Annotated in this window: 27 protein-coding genes; 19 read left to right on the forward strand and 8 right to left on the reverse strand. The window is 68.5% G+C overall.

Annotated elements, in window-relative coordinates; genetic code table 11:
- Positions 1-29: 29 nt before the first annotated feature.
- Positions 30-608, forward strand: a complete 579-nt coding sequence (locus H4281_RS12425) for a dihydrofolate reductase family protein (protein WP_182891030.1) — start codon at positions 30-32, stop codon at positions 606-608.
- Positions 609-658: 50 nt separating this feature from the next.
- Here the strand turns inward: H4281_RS12425 and bcp are convergent, their stop codons facing one another.
- The 4 genes from bcp to H4281_RS12445 form a co-directional block, all read right to left on the reverse strand.
- Positions 659-1,135 carry a thioredoxin-dependent thiol peroxidase gene (gene bcp, locus H4281_RS12430; RefSeq protein ID WP_182891031.1) on the reverse strand — a complete coding sequence of 159 codons (477 nt, stop codon included), beginning with the start codon at positions 1,133-1,135 and terminating at the stop codon, positions 659-661.
- 15 nt (positions 1,136-1,150) lie between these two features.
- Positions 1,151-1,690 carry a DUF4352 domain-containing protein gene (locus tag H4281_RS12435; protein WP_182891032.1) on the reverse strand — a complete coding sequence of 180 codons (540 nt, stop codon included), beginning with the start codon at positions 1,688-1,690 and terminating at the stop codon, positions 1,151-1,153.
- Positions 1,691-1,887: 197 nt separating this feature from the next.
- Entirely contained in the window at positions 1,888-2,070 is a 183-nt protein-coding gene (locus H4281_RS12440) for a hypothetical protein (RefSeq protein WP_037358542.1), read from the reverse strand.
- 31 nt (positions 2,071-2,101) lie between these two features.
- Positions 2,102-2,977, reverse strand: coding sequence for a LysR family transcriptional regulator (locus tag H4281_RS12445; RefSeq protein WP_182891033.1), 876 nt, complete (start codon positions 2,975-2,977; stop codon positions 2,102-2,104).
- A gap of 116 nt (positions 2,978-3,093) precedes the next feature.
- Between H4281_RS12445 and H4281_RS12450 the strand changes: the two genes are divergently transcribed.
- The gene (locus H4281_RS12450) at positions 3,094-3,993 is read left to right on the forward strand and encodes an MBL fold metallo-hydrolase (protein ID WP_182891034.1); all 900 of its coding nucleotides are present in this window, start codon (positions 3,094-3,096) and stop codon (positions 3,991-3,993) included.
- On the opposite strand, the gene H4281_RS12455 is transcribed toward H4281_RS12450, so the two are convergent.
- Complete coding sequence (locus tag H4281_RS12455; protein ID WP_182891035.1) at positions 3,980-4,579, reverse strand: TetR/AcrR family transcriptional regulator; 600 nt, start codon at positions 4,577-4,579, stop codon at positions 3,980-3,982. The genes H4281_RS12450 and H4281_RS12455 overlap by 14 nt on opposite strands.
- Positions 4,580-4,654: 75 nt before the next feature.
- Between H4281_RS12455 and H4281_RS12460 the strand changes: the two genes are divergently transcribed.
- The 6 genes from H4281_RS12460 to H4281_RS12485 all read left to right on the forward strand — a co-directional run bounded on the left by H4281_RS12460 (position 4,655) and on the right by H4281_RS12485 (position 9,096).
- Positions 4,655-5,719 carry an FAD-dependent oxidoreductase gene (locus H4281_RS12460; protein ID WP_182891036.1) on the forward strand — a complete coding sequence of 355 codons (1,065 nt, stop codon included), beginning with the start codon at positions 4,655-4,657 and terminating at the stop codon, positions 5,717-5,719.
- Positions 5,720-5,776: 57 nt separating this feature from the next.
- On the forward strand, positions 5,777-6,586 hold the full coding sequence (locus H4281_RS12465) for a metalloregulator ArsR/SmtB family transcription factor (protein WP_182891037.1): 810 nt from the start codon (positions 5,777-5,779) through the stop codon (positions 6,584-6,586).
- The gene (locus tag H4281_RS12470; RefSeq protein WP_182891038.1) at positions 6,583-7,173 is read left to right on the forward strand and encodes a dihydrofolate reductase family protein; all 591 of its coding nucleotides are present in this window, start codon (positions 6,583-6,585) and stop codon (positions 7,171-7,173) included. The genes H4281_RS12465 and H4281_RS12470 overlap by 4 nt, the downstream gene beginning before the upstream one ends.
- A gap of 45 nt (positions 7,174-7,218) precedes the next feature.
- Positions 7,219-7,974: an SDR family NAD(P)-dependent oxidoreductase gene (locus tag H4281_RS12475; RefSeq protein WP_182891039.1), complete on the forward strand. Its 756-nt coding sequence runs from the start codon at positions 7,219-7,221 to the stop codon at positions 7,972-7,974.
- Between the two features lie 18 nt (positions 7,975-7,992).
- The gene (locus H4281_RS12480) at positions 7,993-8,349 is read left to right on the forward strand and encodes a MerR family transcriptional regulator (RefSeq protein ID WP_182891040.1); all 357 of its coding nucleotides are present in this window, start codon (positions 7,993-7,995) and stop codon (positions 8,347-8,349) included.
- Positions 8,350-8,526: 177 nt separating this feature from the next.
- A complete protein-coding gene (locus tag H4281_RS12485; protein ID WP_182891041.1) occupies positions 8,527-9,096 on the forward strand; it encodes a hypothetical protein in 570 nt (189 codons plus the stop codon).
- A gap of 211 nt (positions 9,097-9,307) precedes the next feature.
- On the opposite strand, the gene H4281_RS12490 is transcribed toward H4281_RS12485, so the two are convergent.
- The 3 genes from H4281_RS12490 to H4281_RS12500 form a co-directional block, all read right to left on the reverse strand.
- Complete coding sequence (locus H4281_RS12490) at positions 9,308-10,642, reverse strand: tyrosine-type recombinase/integrase (protein WP_182891042.1); 1,335 nt, start codon at positions 10,640-10,642, stop codon at positions 9,308-9,310.
- On the reverse strand, positions 10,629-10,898 hold the full coding sequence (locus H4281_RS12495) for a hypothetical protein (RefSeq protein ID WP_182891043.1): 270 nt from the start codon (positions 10,896-10,898) through the stop codon (positions 10,629-10,631). The genes H4281_RS12490 and H4281_RS12495 overlap by 14 nt, the downstream gene beginning before the upstream one ends.
- A 234-nt stretch (positions 10,899-11,132) precedes the next feature.
- The gene (locus H4281_RS12500; protein ID WP_182891044.1) at positions 11,133-11,549 is read right to left on the reverse strand and encodes a helix-turn-helix domain-containing protein; all 417 of its coding nucleotides are present in this window, start codon (positions 11,547-11,549) and stop codon (positions 11,133-11,135) included.
- Positions 11,550-11,761: 212 nt separating this feature from the next.
- Between H4281_RS12500 and H4281_RS12505 the strand changes: the two genes are divergently transcribed.
- The 11 genes from H4281_RS12505 (at position 11,762) to H4281_RS12555 (ending at position 16,138) form a co-directional block, all read left to right on the forward strand.
- A complete protein-coding gene (locus tag H4281_RS12505) occupies positions 11,762-12,079 on the forward strand; it encodes a helix-turn-helix domain-containing protein (RefSeq protein WP_182891045.1) in 318 nt (105 codons plus the stop codon).
- Positions 12,076-12,291, forward strand: coding sequence for a helix-turn-helix domain-containing protein (locus H4281_RS12510; RefSeq protein WP_182891046.1), 216 nt, complete (start codon positions 12,076-12,078; stop codon positions 12,289-12,291). The genes H4281_RS12505 and H4281_RS12510 overlap by 4 nt, the downstream gene beginning before the upstream one ends.
- Before the next feature lie 114 nt (positions 12,292-12,405).
- Complete coding sequence (locus tag H4281_RS12515) at positions 12,406-12,819, forward strand: hypothetical protein (RefSeq protein ID WP_182891047.1); 414 nt, start codon at positions 12,406-12,408, stop codon at positions 12,817-12,819.
- Complete coding sequence (locus tag H4281_RS12520; RefSeq protein ID WP_182891048.1) at positions 12,816-13,103, forward strand: hypothetical protein; 288 nt, start codon at positions 12,816-12,818, stop codon at positions 13,101-13,103. Before H4281_RS12515 ends, H4281_RS12520 begins: the two co-directional genes overlap by 4 nt.
- Positions 13,100-13,426: a hypothetical protein gene (locus tag H4281_RS12525; protein WP_182891049.1), complete on the forward strand. Its 327-nt coding sequence runs from the start codon at positions 13,100-13,102 to the stop codon at positions 13,424-13,426. The genes H4281_RS12520 and H4281_RS12525 overlap by 4 nt, the downstream gene beginning before the upstream one ends.
- Positions 13,423-13,719, forward strand: coding sequence for a hypothetical protein (locus H4281_RS12530; protein WP_182891050.1), 297 nt, complete (start codon positions 13,423-13,425; stop codon positions 13,717-13,719). Before H4281_RS12525 ends, H4281_RS12530 begins: the two co-directional genes overlap by 4 nt.
- A 155-nt stretch (positions 13,720-13,874) precedes the next feature.
- A complete protein-coding gene (locus H4281_RS12535) occupies positions 13,875-14,141 on the forward strand; it encodes a hypothetical protein (RefSeq protein ID WP_182891051.1) in 267 nt (88 codons plus the stop codon).
- Positions 14,138-14,353: a hypothetical protein gene (locus H4281_RS12540; protein WP_182891052.1), complete on the forward strand. Its 216-nt coding sequence runs from the start codon at positions 14,138-14,140 to the stop codon at positions 14,351-14,353. The genes H4281_RS12535 and H4281_RS12540 overlap by 4 nt, the downstream gene beginning before the upstream one ends.
- Positions 14,350-14,763 carry a hypothetical protein gene (locus H4281_RS12545; protein ID WP_182891053.1) on the forward strand — a complete coding sequence of 138 codons (414 nt, stop codon included), beginning with the start codon at positions 14,350-14,352 and terminating at the stop codon, positions 14,761-14,763. The genes H4281_RS12540 and H4281_RS12545 overlap by 4 nt, the downstream gene beginning before the upstream one ends.
- Complete coding sequence (locus H4281_RS12550) at positions 14,760-15,515, forward strand: hypothetical protein (RefSeq protein ID WP_182891054.1); 756 nt, start codon at positions 14,760-14,762, stop codon at positions 15,513-15,515. The genes H4281_RS12545 and H4281_RS12550 overlap by 4 nt, the downstream gene beginning before the upstream one ends.
- Positions 15,515-16,138, forward strand: coding sequence for an ERF family protein (locus H4281_RS12555; RefSeq protein ID WP_182891055.1), 624 nt, complete (start codon positions 15,515-15,517; stop codon positions 16,136-16,138). The genes H4281_RS12550 and H4281_RS12555 overlap by 1 nt, the downstream gene beginning before the upstream one ends.
- Positions 16,139-16,165: the final 27 nt, after the last annotated feature.

A 16,165-nucleotide genomic window follows, 5' to 3' on the forward strand; every position in this document is an offset into this window, starting at 1 on the left:
GGGGCCACCTGAAGCAGAGGAGAACCCCCGTGGGCAAGGTCGTCATGTACAGCTCGGTGTCGGCGGACGGCTTCATCGCCGACGAAAACGACCAGCCCGGTCCGCTGTTCGACTGGCTGACCAGCGGCGACGTCCCGCTGGACGAGAGCGGCGTACTGAAGGTGTCGCAGGCCTCGTACGACTACACCCGCTCGTACTGGGACCGGATCGGAGCGACCGTCGCGGGCCGCCACGTCTTCGACCTGACCGACGGCTGGGACGGGAAACCGCCGAGCGGGATCGACCATGTGGTCGTCGTGACCCACCGCCCAGCACCCGAAGGCTGGGACCCCCAGGCGCCGTTCCACTTCGTCGACGGCGTCAAGGCGGCCGTGGCCAAGGCACAAGAACTCGCGGGCGACCGCGTTGTCGAGATCGCGGCCGGCGACGTCGGCGGTCAAGCACTAGCCGCGGGCCTGGTCGACGAGGTGCGCATGGACGTGGTGCCGGTGGTCTTCGGATCCGGCAAGCGCTACTTCGGCTCAGTCACCGCACAGCACCTGCTGGAGAACCCCGACGCGGTTCAGGGCGACCGGGTGCTGCACCTGCGCTATCAGGTGCGTCGCTGACCGATCGCGCGGAGAGGCCGGTCCAGCCTCTCCGCGCCGCGGGAAGCAACTCAGGCGGAAATCCCCAGATCCCGGATCAGCTTCGCCACGTGCCCGGTAGCCCGCACGTTGTAGGCGGCCTTGGCGATCTTCCCCTCCGCGTCCACGATGAACGTAGAGCGGATCACGCCCTGCACGATCCTCCCGTAATTCTTCTTCTCCCCGAACGCGCCCCACGCGGACAGCACTTCTTTGTCCACATCGGACAGCAGCGGGAAGGTCAGCTTCTCCGCCTCGACGAACTTGGCCAGCTTCTCCGGCTTGTCCGGCGAAATCCCCAGAACCTGATACCCCGCGTCGTTCAGCTCCGCGAGATTGTCCCGGAAATCGCAGGCCTGCTTGGTGCATCCGGGCGTGCCCGCGGCCGGGTAGAAGTACACCACCACGGCCTGGCCGCGGAAGTCGCTGAGCGAGACGTTCTTGCCGGTGCTGTCCGGCAGGGTGAATCCGGGCGCTTCGTCGCCCACGGCAAGTCGCTGGTCGGTCATGGGGACGAGAGTAATTCAGGCGTCTCCGCAATACGTGACGACGGCGGGCTCACCAGTGCTCGGCCGCACCTGCACGGCCATCCGGGCACTGTCGGCCGGCACCGCGAAAGCGAGCGTGACCTGCGTAGACCGGCCCGGCATCAGGTCTTTCCCGGCGTCGGAAACGCCGCCAAGGCCCTGCGTGGCGTCCACGATCTGCTTCGCCGGCTTCCCGGCGACCGTCGCGGTGACCGACAGCGCGGAAACCCGGTACGGATCGGTGCCGTTGTTCGTGACCTGGATGTAGAACGCCGCCGCACGAGCACTGCGGGGATACGCGGCCGGGCTCGGCTGGAAGGACTGCGGGGCCGACAGCGAGACCGTGATCCCGCTGGCGAAGCGATGGTTGGCGCCGAACTGCAGGTCGCCGGAGGCCTGCGCGGCCGCGGGCTGCGCCGCCGGGTTGCCGACGCCCATCGCGGCGGAGCCTTCCCGAGCGTTGACGCCGCCGCAGGCTGCCACGGAGAACAGCAGGCAGGCGGTCATCAGCAGTTTCGGGGTGCGCGGGGGCGCCATCGCGGGGGTACTCCAGTCGGGGTGGGGCGGTGTGCCGTTCGGCGTAGTTGCCGGGCGGACCCGCTCCACTCTGGCGGCACTAATGCCGTCACGGTGCGGAAGACGCGGACCTGGTGTACACCCGTGGCCGATCCGTGATCGAAAGAGCACGGGGGGTGACAGTCGTCACCTCGATGTCAACAGACGCAGGTCGGGATTCAGACCGCGAACGCGAACAACAGGATGAACACCGCGACCCCCGCGCCCCAGGCGACCATGAGCCAGCCGAAATCGCGCACCGGGTCGACCGCGCGGCTTTCCTCGCCGGGGATGTACACGCCGCGGTTTTCGAACCAGTCCGCGCATTTGCGCAGGATCCGCAGCGGATTGCGTTCCGGCACGGCCCACACCTCCCCGATGTCCGGGCCCAGCCTACGGGTTCGCGGCGGCTTCGCGGCCGTCGAGCCCGGCGATGCGCACGGCGAGTTCGACGAACGAGCGGACCAGCGGCGGCGTCGAGTCCTCGCGCCAGGCGACCACGAGCTGGCTCGGCGGGCAGCCGGCGAGCGGGACTGTCGTGACGCCTTCGGGAAACGAGTGCGCGAGCGGCGCGAGCCCGACGGTTCCGTTCCACAGCACGGCTTGCAGGCATTCGTGCACCGTCCGTACGACCGGGCCGCCGGTTCCGCCGCCGCTCCAGAACGCCTGCCACTGCGGGTCGGTGCCGTCCGGGAACCGGAACCACGTCCGGTCGGCGAGGTCCTCGCGGCGCACCTCGTCGCGTCCGGCCAGCGGATCGTCCGCGCGCAGGACGACGCCCATCGGGTCGGAGCGCAGCACGTGCGTGCGGATTCCGGTGGTGTCGAACGGAATCCGGGTGAGCGCGACGTCCACGAGCCCGGCGCGCAGGCCGGTGGTCGGGTCGGTGAGATCGGCCTCTCGGACGCTGATCCGCACGCCGGGATGCCGTTCGCGGAATTCGCCCGCGAGCCGGATCCCGACCGGTTCCGAGCTGTCGGCGAGGGTGCCGAGCGTGAGCGTTCCCGCTCCGGCCGCCGCGGCGACCTTCGCGCGGACCTGGTCCGCGCCTTCGAGCAGGGTGCGGGCCTCGTCGTAGAGCGCTGTTCCGGCGGCGGTGAGCGCGACCCCGGCCGGTGAACGCTCCAGCAGGATCGCGCCGAGGTCGGTTTCGAGCTGTTTGATCGCGCGGCTCAGCGGCGGCTGGGTCATGTGCAGCCGCGCAGCCGCCCGGCCGAAGTGGCGTTCCTCGGCGACCGCGACGAAGTACCGGAGCGAACGGAGATCCACAACCAGCGACAATACCCGCGCGGTATCGGGAAAAGCGGATCGGTCTTGGACACCGTGCGGGCCCGGCGCTGGACTGGAACCGTCACTGATCCCGCACTTGTCGAGGAGCCCCGGCGATGGCCGACTACCCATATCCCGATCCCGTCGTGCAGACCGCACAGGTGCGCGAACTCGCCCGCGACCTCGTCGTGGTCCCGAACCAGGGCGTGCAGCTGGTGCCGAACGTCGGGGTCATCGGCGGGACGCATTCCGTGCTCGTCGTCGAGACCGGCATGGGGCCGAGCAACGCGGAAACCGTGCTGAACTTCGCGACCGAGTATGCGCGCGGACGCCGGATTTACTTGACCACCACGCATTTCCACCCCGAGCACGCGTTCGGCGCCCAGACTTTCGCCGGTGCCGCGACCTACCTGGTCAACCGCGCCCAGGCGACCGACCTCGCCGAGAAAGGCCCCGGTTACCTGCGGATGTTCCGCGGTCTGGGGGAGCCGGTCGCGCGCGAGCTGGAGGGCGTCGAACTGCCGGCCCCCGACGTCGTCTACGACTCAGCGCACGACCTCGACCTCGGCGGTCGCGTCGTGCAGCTGCGCGCGACCGGCCGCGCGCACAGCAAGGGCGACCAGGTCGTCACGGTCCCGGACGCGGGCGTGCTGTTCACCGGCGACCTCGCCGAGACTGGCCAGTTCGCGATCTTCCCGTGGTTCCCGCCGCACGACACCGACGTGTCCGGGATCCGCTGGATCGAGGTCATGCGGAAGCTTTCGGAGCAGCGCCCGGAAATCGTCGTGCCCGGCCACGGCGACATCAGCGGTCCGGAACTGCTCGACGACCTGCGTGCCTACCTCGAACTGCTGCGCGACGAGACCTGGCGGCGCCGCGATTCAGGGATGGCCGAGGCGACCGTGATCGCGGAAGTGCGGGACGAGCTGATCAAGCGGCATCCGGAGTGGGAAGGCCGAGAGTGGATCGACACTGCGGTGGCATGCCTGTGCGCGGAGCACGTCAGTCACGCTTGAGCAGCGGCGCGAGCGTCGTGACGATGGCCTGCCTGGTCGCTTCGGCTCGCTGTTCGGGCGTCAGTTCGTCGGAACGGTCGAGCATGGCCTGAGACGCTCCGCGCACCGCGCCGGCGAACGCGCCGGTCAACGCGGCGGCGGTGAGGTCGTCGAGTTCTTCGGGGAAGGCTTCGGCGAGGATTTCGGCGATCCGGCGCTCGGCGTTGAACTGGATGTGCAGCGCCCGGCCCTGGATCGCGGGCACGGTCTGGAGCAGCCGCATCCGCAACGGGGTCAGCTTGCCGATGATGTCGTTGCTGACCTCGCCGCCGTCGGCGAGGACGCGGACCAGCAGGTCGATCGGCCGGTCGTCCGGGGCGCGGTTCGCGAGGGCGCCGAGCAACGCTTGGACCCGGCTTTCGGCGTCCGGGAACAGCAATTCTTCCTTGCTGGCGAAGTAGCTGAAGAACGTGCGCGTGCCGATCTCGGCGGCTGCGGCGATGTCGGCGATCGTCGTCTCGTCGTAGCCGTTGCGCTCGAATAGGTCCATGGCCGCGTCGATGAGAGCCTGGCGAGTGCGGGCACGCTTGCGTTCACGGAGCGACATGCCGCGATCATACGGCAGTGAGTGCAAACAAGCACTCGTTGCAAATCTGCACTGAGTGCGGTTATCTTCGGACGCATGACTCGTGACGTGCTCGTGTGCGGTGCCGGGATCGCTGGCTCGACCCTCGCGTTCTGGCTGGCGCGCAACGGTTTCCGGCCGACCGTCGTGGAACGGGCGGCTGGGCAGCGCAGCAGCGGCAACCCGGTGGACGTCCGCGCGGGCGCGATGGAGGTGGCCGACGCGATGGGCGTCGTGCCGCGGTTGCGCGAAGTCGCGACGCACGCGAAGCGGCTGCGGGTGCTCAACGCGCGCGGGCGTTCGGTGGCCACGGTGCGAATGGCGGTGCGCAAGGAGATCGAGGTTCCGCGAGCCGATCTCGCCGCTGCGCTGTACGAATCCGCGCGTGACGACGCTGAAATCCTCTTCGGCGACACCGTCACCGCGTTGCAGCAGGACGACGGTGGGGTCGACGTCACCTTCGAGCACGCTGCTCCGCGCCGGTTCGACCTGGTGATCGGTGCGGACGGCGTGCACTCGGCGGTGCGGCGGCTCGTGTTCGGCGCTGAGGAGAAGTTCGTCCGGCACGCCGGGCTGTACGTCGGGACAGTGTCGCTTGGCGAGCCGTCCGACTATCCGGAGGACGTGGTCCTGCTGAACACCCCGGGCAGGCTCGTCGCGATCCATCCGGTGCGGGGAAACTCCGGCGTCGCGTTCATCTTCCGCGCGCCGGATCCCGGGCAGGGCAAGGAAATCGTGTCCGCCGCCTACCGGGGTCTCGGCTGGCGGGTCCCGGAGTTGCTGGCCCGTTTCGAAGCGGCGGACGACGTGTTCTTCGACGCGGTCGCCGTGGTCGATCCGCCTCGCTGGTCTCGCGGCCGGGTCGCTCTGGTCGGCGACGCCGCTTCCTGTGTCTCCCTGCTCGGCGACGGTTCGAGCCTCGCGATCGTCGGCGCGCACACCCTGGCCGCGGCGCTCGCTGAAGGCGCACCCGCCGAGGCGTTCGCGCGCTACGAGGCGGCCCATCGAGCGCGCGTGAAACCCAAGCAGCGAGGGGTCCGGACGGCGGCATCGATGCTGGTCCCGCGCACGAAGCGGGGCCTGACGGTCCGCAACCTCGCGGCCCGGCTGCTGCCCGGCTGAGTCGAGGCACAAAGAATTCCTTGACACGAATATTCGATGTGGTGAATACTTTGCCGCATGGACGGGATCGCCTCAGCACTCGCAGACACCACCAGGTGGCAGCTGGTCGAACTGCTCGCGCAGCGGCCGCGGTCGGTCGGCGAGCTGGCTGAGCTGACCGGGCTGCGGCAGCCGCAGACGACCAAGCACCTGCAGACCCTCGCTCGCGCCGGCCTGGTCACCATGGCCCCGCTCGGGCAACGGCGGGTCTACGCGGCCGAAGTGGCTCCGCTGCGGGAATATGCGGACCAATTGCAGAAGCTGGCCGCGACGATCGAGGCGCACGCCGGGGAGCGCGACGTGCTCGACCGCTACCGCGCGGCGATCGAAGCCGACACCGCGGCCGCGGACCGGGATCGCTGGGCCGACGGCCGCGCGTTCTCCTTCGAACGTGCGCTTCCGGTGCCGCCGGAAACGGTCTGGCGGTACTGGACGGACGCCGGGCTGCTGGCGTCGTGGTGGGTCCCGCCGTCCCTGACTGTCACCGAGTGTGTCCTCGAACCGGAGCCGGGCGGGCGCGTCGTTCTCGTCTACCGCGACGCCGAAGGCACGTACCGCTCGGAAGGGCAGGTCCGGACCGCTCGCGAAACCGAGCGGCTCGAGTTCGACCTGTCGGTGCTGGACGCGGCCGGAGCCGTCGCGTTCAGCGGCCGCTACGACCTCGCCCTCGCCGCCGCGGCGAACGGCGGCACCCGGCTGCGGCTGGGTCTGGAGATCAGTGCGACGACCGTCGAGGCCGTGTCCGCCATCGCCGGAATCGAAACCGGCTGGGGACAGGTCCTCGACCACCTCACCGAAGTCATCACCCGAAAGGAAACCCAGTCATGACCGAACGTCGTGTCACCGCCAACCTCGCCCTGACCCTCGACGGCCGCTACCACGGCCCGGAAGGCCCCGGCGACATGAGCGCGATCATCCCTTACGTCACCACGGAAACCGCTCGCAACCAGATGACCCGCATCTGGGAAAACGCGACGACCGCGCTGCTGGGCCGCCGCAACGCGGAAGGCTTCCTCGGCTTCTGGCCGACCGTCGCCGCCGACGAAAACGCCGACCCGCGCGACCGCGGTTACGCGAAATGGCTGGTGGACACGGAAAAGGTGGTCCTGTCGAGCACGCTCACCGAATCCCCGTGGGAGCGCACGCGCATCGTGAACGCGCCCGCCGCCGAGGTCGTCGCCTCGCTCAAAGCCGAGGGCGAGGGCGACATCCTGGTCAACAGCAGCGTCAGCGTGATCAAGGCGCTGCTGGCCGAGGACTTGGTCGACCGCCTGTACCTGACCATCTGCCCGCAAATCGCCGGCGGCGGCCCGCGCCTGTTCGACGACGGCCTGCCGGGTACTAAGTGGACAGTCCCGCACCAGGAGGCCGGTGCCCTCGGCGAAGTGGCCCTGGTTTACGACCGCGTGCGCTGAGCGGCTTGACCTTCGCGCATACGGCAATGTTTAGCGTCGGATGACATGAGTGAAGGACAGTTTCAAGGCAAGGCCGTGATCGTCACCGGCGGCGGAACGGGCATCGGACAGGTCACCGCACGCGAGTTCGCCCGGCGAGGCGCGGACGTCCTCGTCGTCGGCCGCACCGCGGAGCGGCTCGCCGAAACCGCGGAGGGCTTCTCGCGGATCCGCCCGTTCGCCGCCGACATCACTTCGCCGGGCGCCGCGGAGGAGATCGCCGCCGCGGCGCTCGCCGAATTCGGCCGGATCGACGTGCTGGTGAACAACGCGGGCATCGTCGAACCGGCCGCGCTGGGCGAAATCAAGCCCGGAGCGTTCGACGGAGTAGTCGCGACGAACCTGCTCGCGCCGGTCTACCTCGTGCAAGCCGTGCTGCCGCACCTGAGCGACGGCGTCGTCGTCAATGTGACAACCGCGATCGGCCAACGCGGCTGGCCGATGGCGGGCCGCGAGTTCTACGCGGCGACGAAAGCCGCCCTGGAGTCGCTGACCCGAAGCTGGGCAGTGCAACTCGCCCCGCGCGGCATCCGCGTCACCGCCGTCGCACCCGGCCCGGTCGCCACCGAGATCTACGCCCGCGAGGGCCTGACCGCCGAACAAGCCCAAGCACAGCACGCCTCTCTGCAGGAGATGGTTCCCTTGCGGCGCCTGGCCCGGCCGGAAGAAGTCGCACACTGGATCGTCCAGCTCGCCAGCCCCGACGCGGACTACCTGACCGGCGTGGTCCTGCCCGTCGACGGCGGCGCAGTGATCGCTTAGCGGCGTACGCTCGGGTCGGTGCGGATCGGAGAGCTGGCGAAGGCCACCGGCGTGACGACCAGGGCGCTGAGGTTCTACGAGGAGCAGGGCTTGCTGACCGCGGCCCGCTCCCACAACGGGTACCGGCACTACGACGAGTCCGCGATCGAGCGGGTGGCGAACATCCGCTACCTGCTCGACTCGGGGCTCACGATGGAAGACATCCGGCCGCTCGGCTCGTGTCTGCAGGGAGACCTGCCCTCGCGGCGCTTGTCGTCAAGCGCGGTGGCTTTGGTGGATCGGCGGCTGGCTGTGCTGGATGAGCGGATCGAGGCGCTGACGCGGGCTCGGGAGCGACTGTCTTCGCGGGCGGCTGCGGTGCGTGGTGGGGATTGAGGTTAGCGGCGCGGGAAATGGCCGGGTAACGGCGAGTGAGCGCAACACTCGCGGCGGTTCCGGCGACTTGCGGGCATACCTGCGAACAGGGGAGAGCCCGTTGATCTTGGTTCCCGACCACACCGTTGCCGGCGTCGTCCTGATGCGGCTGCGGACCGGCAAGATCGGCGGCTGCCGATGAGGCGTTGGCCTTGGCTGCTGATCGCGGCCGCTGTCGTCGTTGTTGTCGTGTCCTCGCGGCCGCTGCTCGGTTCGGCTGATTGGGCAGGGCTCGGCCAGTGGGTCGGCGGTGTCGGAGCGTTCGCTGCTGTCGTGGCAGCGCTCTGGCTGGCTGGTGCCGAGTCCCGGCACGAGCGAGCACGCGAGGCGGAGCGCTCGCGGATCCAGGCGTACTACGTCAAAGCGGATTGGGAAACTGGCCGGGAACAGGGCCAGCTCCCGCCGATCTCGGTGCGCCACGCGGGCGCCGAACCAATGGTGAACGTCCGGGTTGTGGCGGTGCACACCAACCGGCCACCGTCTCGGCCGCCGCTGAAAGTCGTCGCGAACACGGACTGCCCGGTCCTCCTTCCCGGCGAGCCGTGGCACGTCGAATGGCGGCTCGCACGGGTGGATCTCGGGGACGCGATCGTCGCGCTCTACTGCGCGTCGACGAGCAAGATCGAGATCGCTTACGAGGATCTGGCGGGAGGCCGGTGGAAGCGGATCGGGTCGGCTCCGCCCGAGCCGGATCTCAGTCCGCGGTGAAATTCAGCGCAGGAGGGGTGGGGCCGGAGAGACTCGAACTCTCACTGGCACGGACCTAGATTCCCGCGAATTAGCCCCTGTAAGCACTGCTCAGTTTCAGTGTTCCCATGCAGGTCAGACGGCTTGTTCGGTGATCATTGAATCAGTCGGAATTAGCCTAGTTAAGCCGGGAGTTGCTGTAAACGCTGCTGTACGGATTGCGGTTCGGCAATCAGCTGGCGCCCTGTCCTTGCGGGCTGATCGAAGGCAATCCGGCTTTGATGCCCGCCTCGATCTGACGGATCTTGACGATGTCCAGGCCGAGCTTCTCAAACGCGGCTTCGTTCATCTCGATGATCGCAAGCTCGACGTCCGCCAGCCGCTGTTCCAGCTGACGGATCCCGTCGGCTGAGTACTCGGAGCTGTGGTGCACCAGTTCGCTCTGGACGCGGAACGCCTTGCGGTCCAACGCGGCGCGGATGTCGTCGAAGCCCGCGTCGGTCAGATGCGCATACAGCTTCGTGACCTCGGTATCGGAGTGTCCCATCACCTTCGCGATCTCCGCGAGCGGAACGCCTTCCTGGATCAGCCACGACGCGTAGGTGTGGCGCATGTCGTGCACCCGAACCCGGCCCTCGATCTGCGCGTGCTCCAGCGCGCTCTGGAAGATGGTCTTGCCCCAGTCGTTCGACTTCAGTGGGGCGCCCCTCGCGCCCCGGAAGAGAATGTCGCCGCGGCACTCGCCGACCTCGTGCATCAGCCCGCACGTTTCGGCCGGCTGCGTGCGTTCCCTGTGCGCGATCAGCTTCCCGACCAGGTCGGACGGCATCGGCACCGTTCTCTCATCCTTGTCCTTCGGGACCGGGTCGATCAGATAGTTCTTCTGGTTGAACTTCTCGATCACTCGGATCGTGCCGCGCTGCAGATCGACACGGTCCCAGTGCAGGCCCGCCAGTTCGCCGAACCGCAACCCGGTCTCGACGCTCATCCGCACGACCAGCGCGTTCTGGCCGTTCATCGCCCAGGTGATCGCGTCTACCTCGTCGGGTGTCAGGTAGCGTTCCAATCCCGTCGGGAGGTCCGGGTAGGTGACGTCCCTCCCCGGGGAAGCAGCCAGCCGACGATCCGCGACAGCGGCGTTAAGGCTGGTTTTCAGCAGCATCAGCGCCGACCGGAACGTCCACGGCGGGCACGGCGGCTTCTCCCCTCTCTTCCGCGGAGTCGTCATCTTCTTCTTCCACCGCTCGATCGACATCTGAGTGATGTCCGCCAGTCGCACCGTCGACCAGTGGGGCATCAGCCAGTTTCCGGCGATGCTGCGGTACTGCTCGTCTGTCGCGAACGCGAGGGATCTGGATTCGTGCCACAGGTCGAACCACGGACCCCATTGGATCTTCGCGCCCTTCACGTCGAGCGCGCCCGGTTCTCGCGACTCCGACTCGCGGCGTCCGGCCTCCCGCAGGGCTTGCGGCTCCTGCGTGAAAGTGCCGGCGGACTGCTCGACGCCACGGGAGTCGCGGTAGATCCCCTGGAACTTCCCGGACGACAGGGTTCTAGTCCATGCCATGCAAGTGATCTCCTTCGTTGAAATACCTCGTGATCTCGCGGAACGCTTCTTCTTCGCGGCGGCGCTCGTCATCGTGTGCGCAGCGCAGGCTGGCGATCAACGCTTCGTCGGCGCGCTGCTCGGCCTCCGCCCGGTGCAGGTGCATGCGCCAGACCCACACCAGCGCGGCCGCGGTCGCGGCGACGACGACCGCCGGTGGCGTCGAGTCGCTGCCGAGGTTGAGGACCAGCAGCACTCCCAGGACTGCGGTCAACATCAGAGCCGTGCAGGTTACGAGAAGCGTGCGGGGTGGCCGCCAACTCTGCGGTTTCAGTGACAACGCGGCCTCCTGTAGGCAGGCATCAGTACCAATCGAACATGTGTGTACGTACGTTCGTTGATCACGGAGTGTGCGTTAACAGCCCGATACGTGCCGAGTGGGCAATTCACTGAAACGGCCGTATCGTGTAACGCCGCAGGTAGGCGCCTCGATCGCGGGTCAGCGCGCTAGTTAACGCTCCGTGTCCGATTGATTATCGGCCTTGGCTTCAATCTCGGCGTCGGCCTTCACCTGCATCACCTCTTGGATCCAGATTTCGGCCAGATATTCCGACTTGCGCCGGAACATTTCGTAGGTCTCGCGCACCTCGGTCATCGGCATGTCCCGCATGCGGGCGCGCTCTGCTGCGGACCACTCGTGCTTCGGTGCGGGATTCGCTTCGGGCCGCCAGCCTTCCTCGACGATCCTGCGCGCAGTGCCCTCCGGCCACTCCGCGCCGCGGTCGAGGCCCTTGTACGTCTTGCTGCGGGGCGAGATCGTCGCCCCTTCGACCCTCTGGATCGTGGGGTGGCTCAAGCCGCACTTGGCGGCGAACTCTTTTTGTGTCAGGTCGAGGCGAGTGCGGGCCTTCACGACTTCCTCGGCCAACCTCTTTAAATCTCTCTCCGACACACGCAAAGCATCTCGTACTGGTCGCGGCGAGTCCACCCGGGATGGCGGTCTTCGCTTGAGTCTCCAGTGGTAGTGCCGCATCGGACCCCCTCGTCGTGCATCTCTTTAAATCTCTTCCTCACCATAAGTGCCCAAGAAAGATGCGTCAAGAGTTGACAAGAGATGCAAAGAGATGCATTGTGATGTGCATGGCAGACCCCAAAGGCCCCCAGATCGAGGCCATGCGACTGGCCCGAGGCTGGAAGCGCAGGGAACTCGCCCGGCGGGTCAACTGCTCCTACCAGCACATCTACAACCTCGAACGCGGGTTCAACACCGGCGCGACGGAGACCTTGCAGCTGATCGCCATCGAGTTCGGCGTCCAGCTCTCCGACATCGCGCACACGCAGCAGCAGAAGCCGGCACCTCGTCGGGCTCCGACCGAGGGACCGAAGCCGCACACGCCAACCCCGCCGCCGAGGCCGACGAAGCCGCCGACGCGCGTCTCGGAAGGGACGGCGGCATGAGCGACTGGATGACCCCGCACCAGGTCGCCGCCGAGTACGACCGGCACCCGATGACGGTCTACAAGGCGCTGGAATGCGGCGAGTTGCACGGCCACCAGAAGAAGCGCCGTGGCCGTTGGTCCGTGCTCCGCGCGTCCGTCGAGGCGTGGATGCGCGGCATGGACGGCGAAACCGCGTGCGGCTGCCGGAAGCACCTGCGCCGCGTCGCCTGATCTTCCGGCGGGCCGGGTGACCCCAGCACCTCGGCCCGCCGGATCCCCACAGAAAAAGGCGCCCGCCTCGTGCGGACACACGAGACGGGCTGACCACGAGAAAGAAGGGTTCTCATGATCGCGGCACAGACTACCCGGCAGAGATGCCGGACCGCGCTCGGCGCGTGGTTGCGCGGCCGTCGCCGCCCGGTTGAGCAGACGCCGGCGAGCTGGCAGCTGCTTCCGTCGACCGCGGTGCGGGTGGCGGAGATCGAGGCGGTCGCCGAGGCGATGCACGGCGCGCTGCGGGTGATGATCGACCCGCACTTCACGCCGTCCGACTGCACCTGGTGCGCACCCGCGCGGCCGGAGCTGGCGACGGTTCGCGTGTGCGGCGACCCCGACCCCGACCGGGACGACCTCAAGCCGCTGTTCGCGGCCGAGGTGTGCCACCGGTGCGCGGTCAACCCCCGCACCGGCGTGGTGCGGCAGGCGCTGATCGAGGCCGGTCCGCACCGGCTCGTGGAGGTCGAGGTGTGCGAGTCATGAGCACCCGTATCCGTGTCACCGGCGATTCGCCGCACAACCGGCGCGACGAGCGCGGCTCGAAACCGTCGTGCTTCCAGCGGCTCGGCGAGCTGCTCGGGTTCGCCGGGATCGTCGCCGTCACCGCGGTCGCGGCGCTGGCCGGGTTGGCCGGGTGCAAGCCGGTCAACGGCTCGCCGGAGCGGGCCCCGGTGTCGGTGCAGTGCAACGAAGACGAGCCGTGCTGGGACTGCCACACCATGGGCAACCGCCGGTGCGGCCTGGACGACCCGGCGGTGAAGCGATGAGCATCTACGCCGATCACCTGGAGGCGCGGCTGCGCGAGCAGGAGGAGCGGGCCGACAAGATGCGCGCCGGTCTTGCTGACGTGCTCGCCAGGCACAGCGAGAAGGCGGCGCGGAATCCTGAGCTGGCCGAGATGACGAGCGAGCTGCGCACGGTCCTGGACGGCGCGCAGATCGTCCGCGTCGTCGAGGCCGAGGGAGTCGGCGCGATCGCGGCGTTCACCTCCTATGCCGCTGCACGGGAGTACATCGACGCCTGCGATCACGAGTTCGCCGTGGATGACCTGTCAGTCACCTCGCTCGTGGTTGACAAGGAGGGGCGGTGAAGCGCCGCGCAGCCGCCGCGCTGCTCGTGATCGCGCTCGCGGTGCTGGTGTACGTCGCTCCGGCGGCGCTGGTCGAGCAGACCGGCCCCGCACACCAGTTCCGGGTCACCGCCGACTGGACGCTGCTCGCGGTCGCGGGCGGGCTGATCGTGTTGGCGTACAGCGCTTTCCTGCTCGCCTGGCACGCCTACCGCCAGCGGGACGCGGTCGAGCGGGCGCTCGCCGCGGACGACGATCTCGGCGCGGTGCTGCGTGCGTGGCGCGCCGACGTCGACTCGGTGCCGATCCCGTGAGCGTCCTCCGCCGCGCCCTCCGCCGGGCCACGGTCGCCGCTGTCGTCGCCGGATGCGCGATGACCGCCCTCGTCTGCTTCACCCAGCCCTACCTCCTTTTCGCTACCGCGCGCTGACCGCGCGCACCACAACCTTCGGAAGGACACGAATAGATCATGAGCGTTCAGGACCAGGCCGCGATGTTGGCCAGCGCCAAGGACAAGCTGCCGCTCGGCGCGGTGGAGGCCGTGTCCGCGGAGATCTCCTCTGCGCTACAGGTCATCAGCAACGCGCTCGGCCACGACCACCTCGCGAACGTGCGGATGCAGCTGGCGGGCGGCGGAGTGATGGGTGACCTCGTCGCGGTCAGCCGGAAGCTGGAGGCCCTCGGCCTGGACATCGAGACGACCGCCGGGCAGCTCATGTCGGCAGGCGGGCAATGACCGCCGACGCGATCGCGTGGCCGACCGCGGCTGACGTGCCGCCGTCTCCCTGCCCGGTCCGCGCGAAGTGGCCGCGCGGTGCTGGACGGCACCGCGCGGTCGAGCCGGACGAGTCGCCGACCGTGGTGCTCGACCCGCCGACTGTCCCGTTCCTGTTCACCCACCCCGCCCTGTACTCGGGCACCGAAACCGCTCCCGGAGGAACCCTGTGAGCACCAACGAAACGAGCTTCGCAGCACGCGCGATCGCTGTCGCCAAGGAACTTCCCGCCTTTGACCACCTGCCGAAGCTGCGCGGTCTCATGGCCCACAACGACGAGGTGTCCCTGTTCCTCGAAACCTCGTGGCGGGCGTGGGACGGCGTCGAGAGCCTGTTGAAGTGGGCGCACGCCTTCGACGCCGAGGTGATTGTCGGTCTCTCGTTCTACGGCGGGAGCGGCGAGGTGAGGACCATGTTCGTGCTCGGCGGCAGCGCGGTCAGGATCTCCGAGAACATCAGCACCGCTCACGCCTACGCGCTCGGCGCGCTGCTGCAGAAGCCGCTCGCCAAAGACAGCCCGATCACCCTCACCGCGGCCAAGCTGCAGGAGCTGCTGCCCAAGCTGGCGGAGATGTCGGCGTGAGCGTCCAGTTCTTCGAGTCGGCGCACCGGTACAAGATCGATGGCCGGTGGGCGACCAGCGTGACCACGGCGCTGAAGGGCATCCCGAAGGACGGGGTGCTCACGCGGTGGGCCGCGAAAACCGTTGCGGCGCATGCGCTGGACAACATCTCGACGCTCGCCGAGAGCATCGAGAGCTTCGGGTACGGCCCGGCGTTGAAGATGCTCGCCGACGTCCCGAACGAGAAGCGGGACACGGCGGCGGTGCGCGGCACCGAGGTGCACGCGCTGGCGGAGCGGTACATCGCGCACGAGGAGATCGAGGTCCCGGACGAGCTGATGCCGTACGTGCGCGGCTATGCGCAGTACATCGACGACTGGAACCCGACGTCGCTGTACGAGGAAGCGATCGTCGCGTCCCGCACCCACTGGTACGCGGGGCGGCTCGATTCCATCCAGGACGTCCCGGACCTCGGGGTGTGCCTGGTGGACTACAAGACATCGAAGGGCGTCTACGGCGAGTACGCGCTGCAGTGCGCGGCCTACCGGGGTGCCGAGGTGATCGTGGTCGACGGGGTCGAGCAGCCAATGCCGGAGCTGGACCGGGTGCTGATCCTGCACATCCAGCCCGACACCTACGACCTGGTGCCGGTCGACGCCGGACCGGAGGTGTTCGAGAAGTTCCTGACGGCGAAGGCGAACTACCTCGCGAACGTGCAGTCCCGCAAGCTCGACAAGCTGATCGGCGAGCCTCTCGTGAGGGAGGTCGCGTGATGGCCGAGCAGAGCGAACTCACCCGGGCGCTGGCCGAGCTGCAAGCCTCGCTCCCGTCGGTCGGCAAGGACCAGAAGGCGACGGTCAAGTCCGACAAGGGCAGCTACACGTACAGCTACGCGGACCTCGCGGACATCACCGCGGCCGTGCTGCCGCTTCTGTCGAAGGTCGGGCTGGCGTGGACCACGCGCCCGACGATCGAGGACGGGAAGTTCGTTCTGCGGTACCAGTTTCGGCACGTCTCGGGGGAGATGCTGGAGGGCGCGTACCCGCTGCCGAGCGCGTCCCGCCCGCAGGAGATCGGCTCCGCGATCACCTACGCCCGCCGGTACGCGCTGTGCGCGGTCACCGGCGTCGCACCGGCGAACGACGACCAGGACGCCGCGCAAGCGGAGCGGGCGGCGCAGTCGCGGGAGCGCACCGAGCGGGAGCTGAAGGATTCGATCTGGTCCGAGGCCAAGAACCGCGGCTGGATCGGCGAAGGCGACGACTTCTCAAAGCTGCAGGATGAGTTCGCGCAGTGGAACGGCGGCGGCGACATCACCGCCGCCGACGTCGAGACGCTGAAAGGGTTCGCCACCCACCTGCGCCCGAAGCAGACGATGCAGCGGGGGCGAAAGTGAACTCGCCGGCGTGCCTGCACGCCTGGG

This window comes from Amycolatopsis dendrobii, from assembly GCF_014145675.1.
Classification (GTDB): domain Bacteria; phylum Actinomycetota; class Actinomycetes; order Mycobacteriales; family Pseudonocardiaceae; genus Amycolatopsis; species Amycolatopsis dendrobii.